This is a genomic window from Nesterenkonia aurantiaca (genome assembly GCF_004364585.1).
GTDB classification, from domain to species: domain Bacteria; phylum Actinomycetota; class Actinomycetes; order Actinomycetales; family Micrococcaceae; genus Nesterenkonia; species Nesterenkonia aurantiaca.
This window is the reverse complement of record NZ_SOAN01000003.1, coordinates 131,959-146,810: the sequence shown is the minus strand read 5'-3', so window position 1 is coordinate 146,810 and position 14,852 is coordinate 131,959. Positions and strand designations below refer to the sequence as shown.

Below are 14,852 nucleotides of genomic sequence, written 5' to 3'. Positions count from 1 at the left end.
TTTTCGATGAGATCGGCATGACGAAACGGTAAACAGTTCGAGACCGGACGCTCATGACGCCGACCGGCTGCGGCGGGGAACGGCGTCAGTTTCCGAAGCGCCGTTGCCGCTGTGCGTAGTCCCGCAGCGCACGAATGAAGTCCACCCGGCGGAAGTCGGGCCACAGCGCCTCGCAGAAGTAGAACTCCGAATAGGCCGACTGCCACATCAGGAAGCCGGAGAGCCGCTGCTCCCCCGAGGTCCGGATGATCAGCTCCGGGTCGGGCTGGCCGCGGGTGTAGAGCCAGTCGGCGATCGAGCCTGGGGTCAGCTCCTCGGCCACTTCGCTGATGCTGCGGCCCTGAGACTCGGCGTCACGCAGCAGGTCCTTGACCGCGTCCACGATCTCCTGACGCCCGCCGTAGCCCACCGCCACGTTGACATGCACGGCCGGCTCCTCCTCGGCCCGGGCAAGCTCGGCATCCACGCAGCGCAGCCGCTCGGCCAGCGGGGCGGGCAGCAGCTCGGGCTGCCCGACGGGGTGGACCCGCACCGGGCGCCCGCCGGGCCGGGATTCACACAGCCGCTCGAGGGTGTCGGCGATGATCTCCATGAGCTGGTCCAGCTCCTCGGCGGACCTGCTCATGTTGTCCGTGGAGAGCATGTAGAGGGTCACCGTGGGCACGCCGAGCTCGGCGCACCAGTCGATGAACTCCACGATCTTGTTCGCGCCCGCCAGGTGACCGTCCGCAGTCGGAGTGCCGGCCAGCTTCGCCCAGCGACGGTTGCCGTCCACCACCACACCGATGTGCTGCGGGATCCGGTTCTGCGGCAGCGCGCGGCTGATCTGCCGCTCATAGACGGCATAGGCGAGAGAACGCAGCCCCATGGGACCTCCTGCAGTGTTGGCCATTCCCACCCTAAGGGACGGCCCTGGGATCTGCGCCCGGGGGCGGCGCGCGTCCAGATGCGGCGTGTGACACAGTATGTTACTGACAGGTCACCTGTGGCTCTACACTGGTGCCGTGGCCCCGCATGAGCATAAGACCGAGCTTCCTCACCGCAGCACTGCCCCGGCGGAGCGGCTCTTCGATTCCGAGGTGCCGCCGAAGCCGCGGATGCGCGGCTGGCTGCACGCCGCGATGGTGCCGCTGGCCCTGAGCGCGGGCATCGTGCTGATCGTTCTGGCTCCCCCCGGCACCCTGCGCGTGGCCTCGGTGGTCTATGTGATCACCGGGCTGCTGCTGTTCGCGGTCTCTGCGACCTATCACCTGGGCACCTGGTCACCACGCACCGCACGGGTGCTCAAGCGCCTGGACCACACCAACATCATGCTGATCATCGCCGGGACCTACACCCCGCTGACCTTGGCGCTGCTCCCGGAACCGCGCGACCTGATCCTGCTGGTGGCGGTCTGGACCGGGGCCATAGGCGGGGTCGCCTTCCGGGTGTTCTGGACCGATGCGCCGCGCTGGCTCTACACCCCGGTCTACGTCCTCCTGGGCCTGGCGGCGCTGGTGTTCCTGGGTGACTTCTTCGCCGCCGACGTCGCCGCGGCCACGCTGATCTGCGTGGGCGGGCTGTTCTACATCGTAGGTGCGGTCTTCTATGCGCTGAAGCGGCCGAACATCTCGCTGCACTGGTTCGGGTTCCATGAGCTCTTCCACGCGTGCACGCTGATCGGGTTCATCTGCCATTACATCGCGATCATGTTCGCCCTGCTGGACTGAGGCCTTCGCTGCGCAGCCGCGGACTTCACCCGCGCAGCGCGGCCAGCGCCTGGTCCAGTGAACCCACCGGAGGCAGGCAGACCATCGCGCCCACGGCGTTGAGGCATACGCTGAGCTTCAGCCCGGCCTCCGGCTGCACGGTCTCGGCGGCAACCGGCTCCACCGGCACCCCATGAAGCGCCCCGGCCCGGCGCACCTGAGCCAGGTCCGCCGCGGTGCCGGCGAGGAACCGGAACGCCGGGGACTGCCGTCCCGCGCGGCGCGCCACCAGCATGGAGGCCCCGATCACCGTGGGCGCCTTGGCGGAGGCGAGCTTCACGTGCTGCAGGATCATCCCCGGCCTGAGGTCCTCGGCACCCAGCAGCTCCAGCGCCTCGGCCATCTGCAGCGCTTGGGCCAGGGCGGCGACGCTGCTGGGCTCGGGTCCGTCCAGCGGGGTGGCCAGCAGCGGGCCCTGCTGCGCGGCGGTGAGCAGCCCTTCGGCATCCGAGCTCTCCAACAGCTGGATCTCCCCGCCCTCGCGGATCACGAAGCTTCGCAGGATCTGACCCAGCACGGCGGCGCCGCGGCGCACCCACTCGGCGTCGGCGCCGGCCGAGCTGAGTTGGAAGCAGGCCACCGCCAGATGCGCGTGATCGGCGAGGCCGCCGAGCTCGGCGGCGGGCACCCCGGCATAGGAGATCCGCTGCACGCGCACCCCACCGGCCTGGTGGAGGGCAGCGGACTCGGCCGCCGGATCCTCGCCGGGTTCACTCGTCACGTGGATCTGCCAGAGCCGTTCGGCGAGCGCCTCGGCCTGGGCCAGCAGCGCAGAATCGTCCCAGAGCGCCGCGGCCGTCGCCATCGAGGTGATCGCCTGGGCGTTCCAAGCCGCCACGACCTTCTCATCCCGGGCCGGCTGATCCCGCAGCCGCCGACGACGGCGCAGCTCCGGCGCCACCTGCTCCATAAGCTGAGTCTGGGCACCGGTCAGCGGGGCATCGAAGTGCAGGGTGCGCGGAGTCTGCGCGCTGATGTGCAGCGGGGCGCCCTGCGTGATCGACTGCTCGTCGGCGGGGACGCCGCGGTTCAGCGCCACCAGCTGCTGGGCCTGCTCCTCCCCCAGGCCGGCAGCCCCGGCGGCCTCGTTCAGCTCGTCGTCGGAGAAAAGGTAGGTGGCGCCCTCACTGTGCTGACCGGAGGTGTCGACCGTGTCGGCGTCGAGCGAGGAGGCCAGCAGCCCCGAGTCCGGCAGCAGCATCCGCTCGGTGAGCCAGTCCATGCTGAGTCGAGCCTGACGTTCGGCGCGTCCACGAGAGACCTCGTCCACGGCGGGGTGCCTGCTGAGCCGGGCGTAGTGCCCGATGAGCTGGGCATTGTCGTAGAGCATCTTCTCGAAGTGCGGCAGCGCCCAGGCGAGGTCGGTGGCGTAGCGCGCGAAGCCGCCTTCGACCTGATCAAAGAGCGCAGAACGGCCCAGGGTCTCCAGCGTTCGCAGCGCCAACCCGGCCGCCGCGGAGCCGGGGTCCCAGACGGACTCCTCGAGCAGGAAGCCCAGCAACGGGGAGGGAGGGAACTTCGGCGCGGAGCCGAAGCCGCCGTGGACCGGGTCCTCCTGGTCACCCAGCACCCGCAGGGCGTCGTCCACGAGGCCGTCGAGCTCCGCGGATTCGATGCGTGAGGGGTCGATGCGCGCGGGATCGGTATCCGCGCCGTCGATGGGTGCGCCGTCGTCCAGGGCATGGACCGTCGTGGCCAGTCCCGCCTGCTGCCGGCGCTGAGCCCCGAGGGACTCGGCGATCTTGCCCGCGGAGGTCTCGACCTCGCTGCGGCGCTCGGTCCAGGCCTGGTGGACGGCGTCGAGGACCTCGGCGAAGGAGGGGACCTGGCCCACCCGGCGGGGAGGGAAGTAGGTGCCGGCGTGGAAGACCCGGGCGTCGGGGAGGGTGAAGACGCTCATCGGCCAGCCGCCCTGCCCGGTCATCGCCTGGGTGGCGGCCATATAGGTGTCATCGACATCGGGGTGCTCCTCGCGGTCCACCTTGATCGCGACGAATCGTTGGTTCAGCGTCGCCGCGAGCACCGGGTCCGCGAAGGACTCGCGCGCCATCACGTGGCACCAGTGGCAGGCCGCATAGCCGATCGAGACGAAGACCGGGACGTCGCGTCGTCGCGCCTCGGCGAAGGCCGCGGCCCCCCAGGGGTGCCAGTCCACGGGGTTCTCCGCGTGGGATCGGAGGTACAGCGAAGAGCTTTCAGCAAGGCGATGTCCCATCCGTCCAGTCTCGCGCACCCGCGACCCGGCGTCGAGCGTCCCCCCACCCGCGTTGAGGGGCGGAATCTCCGCGCATCTGAGGCCTTGATCCCACTCAACTGCTCGTGGAATCCGCCCCTCAACGTCAGGGAGGGGTCAGCGGCTCAGCTGCAGGTGTGGGATCCCCTTAGGTTCGAAGCCGAAGATCTGGCCGTAGAAGCTCAGCGCAGCCTCGAAGCTGGTGATGATGTTCTCGGCCTTGCGGAACCCGTGCTGCTCCCCGGCGAAGAGCAGGTACCCATGCGGGATGGACTTCGCCGCGAGCGCATCGCGGAACATCTCGGCCTGGTTCGGCGGGACGATCGGGTCCTCGTCGCCCTGAAGCAGCAGCACCGGGCAGCTCAGGGTGTCCACATGGTTCAGCGGCGCCCGCTCGCGGTAGATCGCTGCGGCCTCCGGGTAAGGGCCGACGAGCCCATCCAGGTAGCGGGACTCGAAGTCGTGGGTGTCCTCGGCCAGCGCGACCAGATCAGCCACCCCGAAGCTGGAGACCCCTGCGGCGAAGGTCTCGGTGCGGGTCAGGCAGGCCAGGGTGGTCCATCCCCCGGCACTGCCGCCCTCGATCCCCAGCCGACGCGGATCGGCGATCCCTTCCCTCACCAGGTGTTCCATGACCGCGACGGTGTCCTCCACGTCCACCACGCCCCATTGGCCCTTGAGCCGTTCGCGGTAGGCCCGGCCGAAACCGGTGGATCCGCCATAGTTGATGTCCACCACGCCGAGTCCGCGCGAGGTGTAGTAGGCGATTCCCAGTGAGAGTCCGACGGCGGCCTGGCCGGTGGGCCCGCCGTGCACCTGGGCGATGAAGGGTGGCAGCTCACCCGCCGGAGCTGCGAATCCCTCCTGGCGCGGCCGGTAGAGCACCGCATGGATCTCCTGCCCTGAGGCGTCGTGCACCGTGATCGGCTCGGGCACCGGCAGCAGCCCGGGGTCGGGAGCGTCCTGTCGGGAGGAGCGGACGACGTCGAGGCTCTCCACCGTCCACTGCCCCTCGGTCACCACGAGTTGACCCGCACTGATCGCGGGGAACTCGGTCCTCGAGGAGCCATGCAGCGCGAGTGCGCCGTCCTCGCGCAGGCTCACCCCGGAGATGGCGGTATGCGGCAGCGCGACCGGCGAGACCGTGCCGTCACGCAGGTTCAGCACGCCCAGCGAGTCGGTGGCGGTTCCATGGACGCACAGGGCGTGATCGGCGTCGATCGGGGTGACCCAGCGCTGGCCCAGCTGCCAGAGCGGCCCGGCGTACTCCTGCTCATCGACCAGCAGCTGGCGCGGCGTCTCTGCCGGGGCGGCGCCAGCCGAAGCGGCGCCGTGGGACGCGGCGCCGTGGGACGCGGCGCCGTTTGGAGCGCTGAGCTGAGTCCCGGTCTGCACCGTCCAGGGGTTCCACCACCCGGAACGGTCGCTGAGGTAGAGCAGTTCCCCGTCGCGACGCCACTGGGGCTGCAGCACCGAGACCTCGGGGCCGCCGTCGAGGACCTGATCCTCGACCACGATCCCGCCGGCGACTTGGCCCACGTGCAGCGCGGTGCCGTCCCAGGGCATCTGCGGGTGTTCCCAGGAGATCCAGGCCAGCTGGGTCCCATCCGGTGAGAGCTGCGGGTGTGCGACGAACCGCGAGGACGGGGTCACCTTGCGCACCGCAAGCTGGTCCTCGGCGGCCGAACCGTCCAGCGGAAGCGCCGCGATATAGCGTTCGATGCGCGCCGCGCCCGCTGAGTCCTCACCCCCGAGGTGTTCCTCGCAGATCCACCACACCTCCATGGTGCCGTCGGCGAGAGAGACCGCGGTGGGCTGCGCCCAGCGCAGCGAGGGTCCGCCGGCGGCGGGGATCTCGGCACCCACCGGACTGATCGGCTGCGGGGTCGCGCCCTCGACGAAGGCGTAGACCCGCTGGTCGGTGAAGTTCACGAACAACACCAGCGGATCCCGGGAACCAGACTGCTGGGAGCCGGCCTGCTCCGGGACGGCGCCGAGGGGCGGGGCTGTCGAGGCCGGCGGGCCGGCGGGCAGCGCGATCCACGAGGAGCCGCCGTATTCGTGGACCCGGGACCGGGCGTTGAACGGGGCCGGCAGCACACTCACGGTGCGGGCGCGCGCGGCAGGGGTCCGGCGAGCCGCGTCGTCGTCATGCTCCGCGGCCGCCAGCGGGTCTGCATCGGTCCGCACGATGGTCTGTCGGCCGCCCTCGGCGGCGAGGGACTCGCTCCACCAGAGCTGGGCACCGACCCACTGTGGGGAGCCCAGCCGGTTGCCGCCCACCGCCAGCTGTTCGGCAGAGATCGTCGACGGCCAGGATCCATGAGGAAGGGTTGTCACCATGGCGACAGTGTAGGACACCCCACCCACACGTTGAGGGGCGGAATCTCCGGGTATTCAGTCCCCGAAACCCACTCAACTGCTCGCAGAATCAGCCCCTCAACGAGAGGGGGAAGAGGGGCCCGACTCAGCGGGCGGGGGGGCTGGGACTCGTTCTCGGTGGGCGGGGTCGTGGGCGCCGGGCCGAAGCGGGCCTCGGCCGCGGCATCGCGGGAGCGCTGCTGGGAGGCTGAGATCTCGGCCTCGGTGATCTCGCCGGGGAACTCCGCCTCGTCCTCGCCGTACTCGGCCTCCACCTGCGCCCGGTACTTCATCCGGCGCATGCGCTTGACCAGGTCACGGACCACCACGATGAGCAGCACCACGACCAGGGCGGTGAAGAGGAAGCCTTCGATCCCCGGGGTGATGTCAGCCTCTTCCAGCCCTGGACGGAGCTCGGGGGCGTCACCGCCGCCCCCACCTGGCCACGGGTTGTTGACCGAGGGAATTAGAACCACAGGTGTCTCTGCCTTTGAACGTCGTCAGTCCTGATGGACCGGGCTTATCCGGCAGCCGCCGAGGGCGACCGGTGAGTCAAGTCTACGCGTTGTAGAAATCCAGCGAGGAACCGAGACCTCAGCGCAGACCGCTGAACAGGTCCTGCTCCGGCAGCTGCGTCTCCACCCGGGAATCGACCAGGACGTAGTCGTCGTAGGGCCAGACCTCGCGCAGGAAGTCGTTCGGGGTGGCGAAGAAGAAGCCGTCGGGCTCGACCTGGGTGCGGTGGGCGCGCAGTGCGCGGTCGCGATGCTCCAGGAAGGTGCCCACCGGGATCTGGGTGGTGACCTCATGCTCGGTCATCCATGGAATCGACCCATCCCGGAAGCGCAGCAGCCGATCCTCATAGGGGGACTTGTGCCCGGCCTCGACCAGGGCCTTGTGGATCGCCTCGAACCGTCCTGGGTTGAAGGCGCGGTCGTAGTAGAGCTTCTGTGGCTCCCAGGCCTCGCCGAGGCCGTGGTACCGCGTGGGGTCTCCGGCGGTCCGGTAGGCCTCCACGGTGATCTTGTGGCTCATGATGTGATCCGGGTGCGGGTACCCGCCGACCTCGTCGTAGGAGAGGATCACATGCGGCCGGAAGCGGCGGATCAGGCGCACCAGTGGAGCGGCGGCCTGCTCGAGGGGCAGCGTCGCGAAGCTGCCGAAGGGCAGCGGCGGTGTCGGGTCCCCCTCAGGCAGCCCGGAGTCGGCGAAGCCCAGCCAGACATGGGAGATGTCCAGCGCCTTGGCCGCCTCGGCCATCTCCATCCGGCGCACGCCGGGGAGGTCACGGTGGGTCTGCAGGATCTCGCCGGCCTCGGGGTTCAGCAGGTCGCCCTGCTCGCCTCCGGTGGCGGTGGCCACCATGACCTCAGCCCCGGCGGCCGCATAGGCCGCCATCATGGCGGCACCCTTGGAGGACTCGTCATCGGGGTGGGCATGCACGGCCAGCATGCGCAGACCGGAGGATCTCGGAAGGCTCTGCGCCTTGGCGCCGTCTACCGCCGCCGCGACCACCTCGGCACTGATCCCGGCACCGACCTCGGGGCTTCCGCCGTCGCCATGATGGGCGCCGCCGGCGTGCCCGGCGCGGGAATTCAACGGACCCGAGGAGCGGGTGGTGCGGTCCGGTAAGGACTTCTGGGAGAAGGTGCGGTGTGAGCTCTGCATAAGCACCTAGAATAGTCCTGATGACTGAGTCCAGCACCACCGACGCCGCTGCCTCCACCGAGCTGGAGTCCCGCTACGGCGCCCCGAGGCGCAGCGTGTCGGCGAAGTCTCAGCGCTGGATGATCCTCGGCGCACTGGTTCTGGCCTTCGGCGCGATCGTCTACTTCACCCTTGGCAACGCGGTCGGTCAGCTCACCCACAACGACGTCGGCTACACGATCACCTCCGACACCGAGGCCTCGGTAGACTTCGAAGTCTCCAAGGACCAGGATGCTACGGTTCAATGCATGATCCACGTGCTGGACAATAGTTACGCGGTCGTCGGAGCACGGGTGGTCACCATCGGTCCCCACGAGGGGTCAAGCCCAGGAGATCGCAGCGAGTATTACCGCACCGATCTGCGGACCGAGTCCCGCGGAGTCACCGGAGTGGTGGACTCCTGCTGGCAGCTCGAATGACCGCCGCGCACGACTTGCATCACCCATAGAGCTCTAGCAGACGGGCTCCACACCCTCATAGGGGCCTGTCCATGAAACCCGACTCTCTCTTCTTCCGCCTCCGCGGCGTGATCGCGCTCGTGCTGCTGCTCTGTTTCGTCGCAGCCTTCGTGCTCAGCGCCTGCGGCTCTGCGGCAGGGATCAACACAGACGAGGGCCGCAGCGTGAACGTACTCGCGGCACCTTCCACGGCACCCGCGCTTCAGGCGCTCGATGCAGACCTTCAAGAACGGCAGAGCGGCGTCTCCACCCAGGTGGAGTACCTCGACGCCGAGGCGCTACAGCGCAGGATCGATTCCGGGCACGAGGCAGACCTCGTGCTCACCGCCTCACGGGAGCAGATGCAGGCGCTCAGGCGTCAGGGCAGCATCGAGGGTGATCCGCTCCCGATGGCGAGCAACCGCCTGGTGCTGGTCGCCACGGCGGAGAACCCCTCGGACATCTTGGATTTCGAGGACTTCTCCGCCCGCTCCTCCGAGCTGAGGGTGAGCACCTGCACCGGGGACGCTCCCTGCACCGAGCAGATCACCGAACTCTCCGGCGACTTCGATCTGGACCTGAAGCACGAAGACTCCCGCGTCGCTCGTGCCGGCTTCTCCGCTGAGCCGGAGAGCGCCCTGCAGAACCTCATCCAGGGCGAGAGCGATGTTGCTCTGGCCTATGTCACCGACGTGCTGGCCCAGGACGCACCGCTGCAGACCTTCGAGATCCCGCAGTTCCAGCACAGCACCACGCAGGTCTGGGCGGGAGTGCTCGCCGATCCGCAGAGCCCTGGAGCTGCCAATGAGTTCTTCGGGATACTCGCCGGGGAACAGGCGCGTTCAGCCTTCAGCGGAGCAGGCTTCCTTCCCGCGCCTGTCGCGGAAGCTGGGGCCAGTTCCGAAGAATAGCCACGGTCCTGATTGAGAATCCGGAGCACCCCCACTAGCATGTGGGGAACGCATCAACACCCCGCCGAGGCATGTTCCGGGCTGAAGGGCCGAAGCACCATGCCGACCTCCGGCGGGGTCTTTGCATGAATAAGGAGAGATGAACCGTGTCAACGCACACCCCCGAGATCGACGAGAACGCTCAGTGGCTGACCCAGGAGGCCTACGATCGGCTGGAAGGCGAGCTCAAGCACCTCAGCGGACCCGGTCGCCAGGAGATCGTTGACCGCATCGAGTCTGCCCGCGAAGAGGGAGACCTCAAGGAGAACGGCGGCTACCACGCCGCGAAGGAGGAGCAGGGCAAGGCTGAGGCGCGCATCCGCTACCTCAAGGACCTGCTGGAGAACGCCTATGTCGGCGAGGCTCCCACCGGTGACACCGTGGTGCCCGGAATGCTCGTGGAGGCCAAGATCGCGGGCAACACCATGAAGTTCCTCTTCGGCAACCGCGAGATCGCCGGAGACACCGACCTCGAGGTCTACTCCGAGCGCTCCCCCATCGGCGAGGCGATCAACGGCGCCAAGCCCGGAGACAAGCTCAGCTACTCCGCGCCCAACGGCAAGGACATCCCGGTGGAGATCCTCTCCGCCGAGCCCTTCGGCGGCTGAGAGCCACACCCAGCAACACGACGGCGGCGGCCCCCACCTTGAGACTCCTCAGGGTGGGGGCCGCCGCCGTCCTTGTGCGGTGAGCTTCCGGGCCGGCCCAGCGGGCCGCTGGCGTCAGTGCTGCGGGACCATGGGTTCGTAGCCTTGGGCGCGCAGCCGGTTGAGCACACGCTCGGAGTGCTCGGCACCCTTGGTCTCCATGTTGATCACGATCGAGACCTCCCCCATGGAGAGCGCACCTCCGATCCGGCTGTGGTCGACCCCGGTGACGTTCGCGTCGGCATCGGCGATGATCTGGGAGATCGTGGCCAGTTCGCCGGGAAGATCTTTCAACATCAGCTTCACGGTGAGGAACCGGTCGGCGGCGGAGAGGCCGTGCTGGATCACGCGCAGCATCAGCATCGGGTCGATGTTTCCGCCGGAGAGCACGGCCACCACGTTCTTGGACTCGATGCCCAGCTCGGTGAGCTTGCCCTCCATCAGCGCGGCCACCGGCACGGCACCTGCGGGCTCCACGACCATCTTGGAGCGCTCCAGCAGGAAGATCAGCGCCCGGGCGATCGCGTCCTCGCTGACCGTCACGACCTCATCGACCAGGTCCTTGATGATTTCGAACGGGATCTCGCCGGGACGGCCCACGGCGATCCCGTCGGCGATGGTGCGCACCCCCTTGATCGGGACCAGCGCGTCGGCTGCGAGCGAGGGCGGGTAGGCGGCGGCGTTCTCGGCCTGGACGCCGATGATCCTGACCTCTCGGCCCAGCCTCGCGGCCTGCTGCTTGATCGCCACGGCGGAGCCGGCCAGCAGGCCGCCACCGCCGATGCCCATGATCACGGTGTCGACCTCGGGCTCCTGCTCCAGGATCTCGAGGCCGATGGTCCCCTGTCCGGCGACGACGTCGGTGTTGTTGAACGGGTGGATGAAGACCGAGCCGGTCTCATCCGAGTGTCGCTGCGCCTCGGCCAGGGCCTCGTCCACGTTGGAGCCGTGCAGGATGACCTCTGCGCCGTGGTCCCGGGTGGCGGCCAGCTTCGGCAGCGCCACACCGTGCGGCATGTAGATCTTCGCGGTGATGCCCAGCTTCTTCGCCGCCAGGGCCACGCCCTGGGCGTGATTGCCCGCGGAGGCTGCGACGACGCCGCGAGACTTCTCCTCCTCGGAGAGCCGCGCCATGCGCACATAGGCCCCGCGCACCTTGAAGGAGCCGGCGCGCTGAAGGTTCTCGGCCTTCAGGTGCACGGTGGCCCCCACCAGGCGGCCCAGCGCACGGGAGTGCTCCATCGGGGTGCACACGATGATGTCAGAGAGCAGCTTTTGAGCGGCTTCGATGTCCTCGAGCTGCACGCTCAGCTGGGCGCCCGGGCGGTCCTCCGCCTCGGAGTGGTGCTGGATCTGTGTCATTCTCTTGTGCCCCCATCCTCAGACCGGGTGTCGTCTCGGGTCTGTGTTCGAGTCTCTGTTCCCGACTGCGCTCCTCTGCCGTGGTCAGTCTCCTCGGCATCGGGATGCGGGCGGGTGCCGGCAGCGGTGTGCGTCTCGGTGCGGGTCACCTGAGCCTCGGAGGAGTCCCCACGGCGCCCGAATCCACGCCGCTCCGGATCCAGCCCGGGGATGGTCTCCTTGAACCGTCGGGTGATGTTCGCCAGCGAGGCCTGTTCCTCGGCCTCCTGGACCTCCTTCTGGGCGGCGCGTCTGACCGCCTCCTCCTTCTCCAGCTTCTCCATCGCCTTGGCCTCAGGGTCGCCGCGCCATTCCTCCTTCACGAGGTATCGGGTGGCTCGGGTGACGAAGGCCAGGACCGGCACGGCGAAGAGCGCGCCGACGATGCCCAGCAAGGTGGTGCCGGCGGTCACCGCGAGGATCACTGCCAGCGGGTGCAGCCGCACTGCCTTGCCCATCACGATGGGCTGCAGGATGTTGGACTCGATCTGCTGGACCAGCAGCACCACGCCGACCATCAGCAGCGCATTGCCCAGTCCGTTGGCCACCAGGGCGAGGATCACGGCGACGGCGCCGGTGACCACGGCGCCGACGATCGGGATGAAGGAGCCCAGGAAGACCAGCACGGCCACCGGCAGCGCCAGTGGCACGCCCAGCAGAGCCGCACCGACGCCGATGCCCACCGCGTCGACCCCGGCCACAAAGACCTGCACGCGCATATAGGAGCCCAGCGCGGTCCAGCCGCGGCGCCCGGCCCCGTGGATGGCGGGGCGGTGCTTGCCGGGGGCGAAGAAGACCAGGAAGTCCCAGATCTTGCGGCCATCGGCCAGGAAGAAGATCAGCGTGAACAGGGCCAGGATGCCGCCGACCACGATGTTGCCGGCGGTGGAGCCCAGCGCCATGGCTCCACCCAGGATCGCGTCGGAGTTGTCCTGCAGGTAGGTCAGGCCTTCTTCCAGGCCCTGGTTGATCTGCTCGGTCGAGATCTCGATGTTGAAGCCTGCGGCGGTCTCCTCCGCGAGGGCGACCAGCTCGAAGAGGCCCTCCTCGACCTGGGTCGCCATCTCGGCGAAGCCGGTGACCAGCTGCTGGCCGACGAGGGTGAGGAGCCCGGCGACGAAGCCGATGAGCACCAGCAGCGTGGTGATCGCGGCGAGTACGCGCGGGAACTTCCACTTCACGAAGACGTTGTGCAGCGGGCGCAGCAGCGTGGCCAGCAGGGCGGCCACCAGCAGCGGGATCAGCAGCAGCGAGATGTGGCTGAGCAGCCAGATCAGCACGCCCGCGAAGAGCAGGATGATGATGACGCGCCAGGACCAGGCGGCAGCGATCCGGATGCCCCAGGGCACGTCGTCCTGGATTCGCTGTTCCTCGGCCATCCGGGGAGGGACGTCCTCTTCCATCAGCTCGAGCTTTTCAACAGTGTTCATTGCTACATCCTGCCATGGCAACCAGGGGGTGAAACGACGACGGGCCCGCCGGATGCTAGCGGCATCGGGCGGGCCCGTCGTCTCTTGCGGGAAGTCAGTTCCTCGGCGCTCGGCGGCGTGGGAAGGACTCGGTTCTCGGGTGTTCCTATTCAGTCATCGAGCGCAGGATCGCGATCACGCGAAGGATCTCGATGTAGAGCCACACCAGGGAGACGGTGAGTCCGAAGGCGGCGGCCCAGCCGTACTTCTGCGAGACACCGGCCTCCACACCTTCCTGGATGTTGGTGAAGTCCATGACCAGGGAATAGGTGGCCAGCAGGATGGCGAAGGCGCCGATGGCGACACCCATCCAGCCCGCGCGCAGACCGAACATGCCGATGTCGGTGAACATCACAAGACCGAAGTTCATCAGCGAGAACACCGCGTAGCCGATGATCGCGACGAAGAACATCTTGTTCAGCTTCGGGGTGGCGCGGACCTTGCCGGACTTGAACAGCGCCAGCACGGTGCCGAAGACTGCCAGTGTGGCCATGACCGCCTGAACGGCGATCCCGGGGAACATGGCCTCCATGACCATGGTGAAGGCACCGAGGAAGAAGCCCTGGGTGGCCGAGTAGGCCAGGATCAGGGCCGGGTTCGGCTCCTTCTTGAACGCATTGGCCAGGCCGAGACCGAAGCCAGCCAGGGCGGCGACCAGCGCCAGCCCCATGATCGCGCCGGGCATCACCAGACCGAGCGCCACGGCTCCGGCCGCGCCGAGCAGCACGACGGCGAAGCTGGTGACGGTCTTGCGGATGACGTCGTCATAGGTCATCGCCGCACCCTGCGAGCCCGCGGCGTCAGGCAGGTTGTACTGGCGGTTCAGCTGATCCGCGCCCGCACCGCCGGCCTGCTGGCCGGGCATGCCGTACTGGGCCGCGAAGGGCTGGCCCTGGGAGGGGCTCTGGCGCGACTGCTCCGTCACGCCCTGATCGTTCATGTAGAACCGGCGCCGCTCGCGCTTCTTCTCGCTGAACTGATCAGGGAAGGCACCGGTGTTGAATATGGGGTTGGACATGTGTGACCGCACTCCTATCGGTGCTCGGGTGGATGTCTCATCGTCTGTCCCCGCAGGTCACGGCTGTCCGGCCGGTCCCATCAGAGACGAGTCCCTCAATATTCTAGCGCCATGGCCCCGGCTCAGCTGGAGATTACCCGGTAATCTGCCGCCAGCGGACGACAGGCGATCTGAGGCGCTATATTTGAACGGTGTTCAACAGATCCTCTGCGACTTCCGCATCAACTGCCCCATCCCCCGCCCCAGGATCCTCCGGTGGTGCTGCGCCCGCCGCGCCCAGCACCGGGGTGCGCAGCATCGCCCAGATGGCGATGTTCGCGGCCCTGGTCGCGGTGCTGGGCCAGCTCCCCGCCATCCCTCTGGCCGGCGGGGTCCCGATCACGCTGCAGACGCTCGGAGTGATGCTGGCCGGTGCCGTGCTGGGACCGTGGCGCGGAGCCGGGGCCATCGTGCTGCTCCACGTGCTGGTCGCAGCCGGACTGCCGCTGCTGGCTCACGGCTCCGGCGGCCTGGGGGCCTTCGCCGGTCCCAGCGCCGGCTTCGCGCTGGGCTGGATCCCCGGAGCCTTCCTGGTGGGACTGATCACCCAGGCTTCCTGGCCGCTGCGCGTCTGGCGCACCATCTTGGGCACGGTGCTCGGCGGGATCGTGGTCGTCTACGCCTGCGGGCTTCCGGTGATGGCATTCCAGATGGGACTCAGCCTGGAACAGGCCGCGCTGATCAACCTCGCGTTCCTCCCCGGTGATGCCATCAAGGCCGCGATCGCGGTGACGCTGACCCATTCCCTGGCTCGCGCCTACCCGGCACCGTTCACCCACGCGCGCAGGCGTCGGCGGTGACGCGGCCGAGGACACCGCCGTTGAGGGTCACGCCCACCGTGG

The 14,852-nt window shown here is 68.5% G+C and carries 13 protein-coding genes; 5 read left to right on the top strand and 8 right to left on the bottom strand.

The annotated features are described in order from the left end of the window. Window positions 1-85 precede the first annotated feature (85 nt). On the bottom strand, window positions 86-868 hold the full coding sequence (uppS, locus tag EV640_RS05330) for a polyprenyl diphosphate synthase (RefSeq protein ID WP_133726016.1): 783 nt from the start codon (window positions 866-868) through the stop codon (window positions 86-88). Window positions 869-1,097: 229 nt separating this feature from the next. Between uppS and trhA the strand changes: the two genes are divergently transcribed. Next, the gene (trhA, locus tag EV640_RS05325; RefSeq protein WP_235181091.1) at window positions 1,098-1,709 is read left to right on the top strand and encodes a PAQR family membrane homeostasis protein TrhA; all 612 of its coding nucleotides are present in this window, start codon (window positions 1,098-1,100) and stop codon (window positions 1,707-1,709) included. Window positions 1,710-1,734: 25 nt separating this feature from the next. Here the strand turns inward: trhA and EV640_RS05320 are convergent, their stop codons facing one another. The 4 genes from EV640_RS05320 to mca form a co-directional block, all read right to left on the bottom strand. Continuing rightward, entirely contained in the window at window positions 1,735-3,963 is a 2,229-nt protein-coding gene (locus tag EV640_RS05320) for a thioredoxin domain-containing protein (RefSeq protein ID WP_133726015.1), read from the bottom strand. A 135-nt stretch (window positions 3,964-4,098) separates the two neighbouring features. Continuing rightward, window positions 4,099-6,324 carry a prolyl oligopeptidase family serine peptidase gene (locus EV640_RS05315; protein WP_133726014.1) on the bottom strand — a complete coding sequence of 742 codons (2,226 nt, stop codon included), beginning with the start codon at window positions 6,322-6,324 and terminating at the stop codon, window positions 4,099-4,101. Then, window positions 6,318-6,818, bottom strand: coding sequence for a hypothetical protein (locus EV640_RS05310; protein ID WP_133726013.1), 501 nt, complete (start codon window positions 6,816-6,818; stop codon window positions 6,318-6,320). The genes EV640_RS05315 and EV640_RS05310 overlap by 7 nt, the downstream gene beginning before the upstream one ends. Before the next feature lie 118 nt (window positions 6,819-6,936). Then, window positions 6,937-7,794, bottom strand: a complete 858-nt coding sequence (gene mca, locus EV640_RS05305) for a mycothiol conjugate amidase Mca (RefSeq protein WP_133726087.1) — start codon at window positions 7,792-7,794, stop codon at window positions 6,937-6,939. Between the two features lie 236 nt (window positions 7,795-8,030). Here mca and EV640_RS05300 point away from each other — a divergent pair, with 236 nt between their 5' ends. The 3 genes from EV640_RS05300 (at window position 8,031) to greA (ending at window position 10,044) form a co-directional block, all read left to right on the top strand. Then, window positions 8,031-8,468, top strand: a complete 438-nt coding sequence (locus tag EV640_RS05300; protein WP_133726012.1) for a DUF4307 domain-containing protein — start codon at window positions 8,031-8,033, stop codon at window positions 8,466-8,468. A gap of 71 nt (window positions 8,469-8,539) precedes the next feature. Further along, window positions 8,540-9,397, top strand: coding sequence for a molybdate ABC transporter substrate-binding protein (locus tag EV640_RS05295; RefSeq protein WP_036476819.1), 858 nt, complete (start codon window positions 8,540-8,542; stop codon window positions 9,395-9,397). A 146-nt stretch (window positions 9,398-9,543) separates the two neighbouring features. Continuing rightward, window positions 9,544-10,044: a transcription elongation factor GreA gene (greA, locus tag EV640_RS05290; RefSeq protein ID WP_084479677.1), complete on the top strand. Its 501-nt coding sequence runs from the start codon at window positions 9,544-9,546 to the stop codon at window positions 10,042-10,044. Between the two features lie 114 nt (window positions 10,045-10,158). Here the strand turns inward: greA and ilvA are convergent, their stop codons facing one another. The 3 genes from ilvA to EV640_RS05275 all read right to left on the bottom strand — a co-directional run bounded on the left by ilvA (window position 10,159) and on the right by EV640_RS05275 (window position 13,971). Further along, window positions 10,159-11,445: a threonine ammonia-lyase gene (gene ilvA, locus EV640_RS05285; protein WP_051501360.1), complete on the bottom strand. Its 1,287-nt coding sequence runs from the start codon at window positions 11,443-11,445 to the stop codon at window positions 10,159-10,161. After that, window positions 11,442-12,914 (bottom strand): AI-2E family transporter, encoded by a 1,473-nt coding sequence (locus tag EV640_RS05280; RefSeq protein WP_051501359.1) that lies wholly within the window; start codon window positions 12,912-12,914, stop codon window positions 11,442-11,444. Before EV640_RS05280 ends, ilvA begins: the two co-directional genes overlap by 4 nt. Before the next feature lie 145 nt (window positions 12,915-13,059). Beyond that, entirely contained in the window at window positions 13,060-13,971 is a 912-nt protein-coding gene (locus EV640_RS05275) for a Bax inhibitor-1/YccA family protein (protein WP_051501358.1), read from the bottom strand. A gap of 191 nt (window positions 13,972-14,162) precedes the next feature. On the opposite strand from EV640_RS05275, the gene EV640_RS05270 reads away from it, so the two are divergent. After that, the gene (locus EV640_RS05270) at window positions 14,163-14,810 is read left to right on the top strand and encodes a biotin transporter BioY (RefSeq protein ID WP_243832241.1); all 648 of its coding nucleotides are present in this window, start codon (window positions 14,163-14,165) and stop codon (window positions 14,808-14,810) included. Window positions 14,811-14,852 lie beyond the last annotated feature (42 nt).

Excerpts from the sequence above, each read along its gene's own strand:
- uppS (WP_133726016.1), bottom strand. The coding sequence starts at position 868 with ATGGGGCTGCGTTCTCTCGCCTATGCCGTCTATGAGCGGCAGATCAGC.
- trhA (WP_235181091.1), top strand. The coding sequence starts at position 1,098 with ATGCGCGGCTGGCTGCACGCCGCGATGGTGCCGCTGGCCCTGAGCGCG.
- EV640_RS05320 (WP_133726015.1), bottom strand. The coding sequence starts at position 3,963 with ATGGGACATCGCCTTGCTGAAAGCTCTTCGCTGTACCTCCGATCCCAC.
- EV640_RS05315 (WP_133726014.1), bottom strand. The coding sequence starts at position 6,324 with ATGGTGACAACCCTTCCTCATGGATCCTGGCCGTCGACGATCTCTGCC.
- mca (WP_133726087.1), bottom strand. The coding sequence starts at position 7,794 with ATGCTGGCCGTGCATGCCCACCCCGATGACGAGTCCTCCAAGGGTGCC.
- EV640_RS05300 (WP_133726012.1), top strand. The coding sequence starts at position 8,031 with ATGACTGAGTCCAGCACCACCGACGCCGCTGCCTCCACCGAGCTGGAG.
- EV640_RS05295 (WP_036476819.1), top strand. The coding sequence starts at position 8,540 with ATGAAACCCGACTCTCTCTTCTTCCGCCTCCGCGGCGTGATCGCGCTC.
- ilvA (WP_051501360.1), bottom strand. The coding sequence starts at position 11,445 with ATGACACAGATCCAGCACCACTCCGAGGCGGAGGACCGCCCGGGCGCC.
- EV640_RS05280 (WP_051501359.1), bottom strand. The coding sequence starts at position 12,914 with ATGAACACTGTTGAAAAGCTCGAGCTGATGGAAGAGGACGTCCCTCCC.
- EV640_RS05275 (WP_051501358.1), bottom strand. The coding sequence starts at position 13,971 with ATGTCCAACCCCATATTCAACACCGGTGCCTTCCCTGATCAGTTCAGC.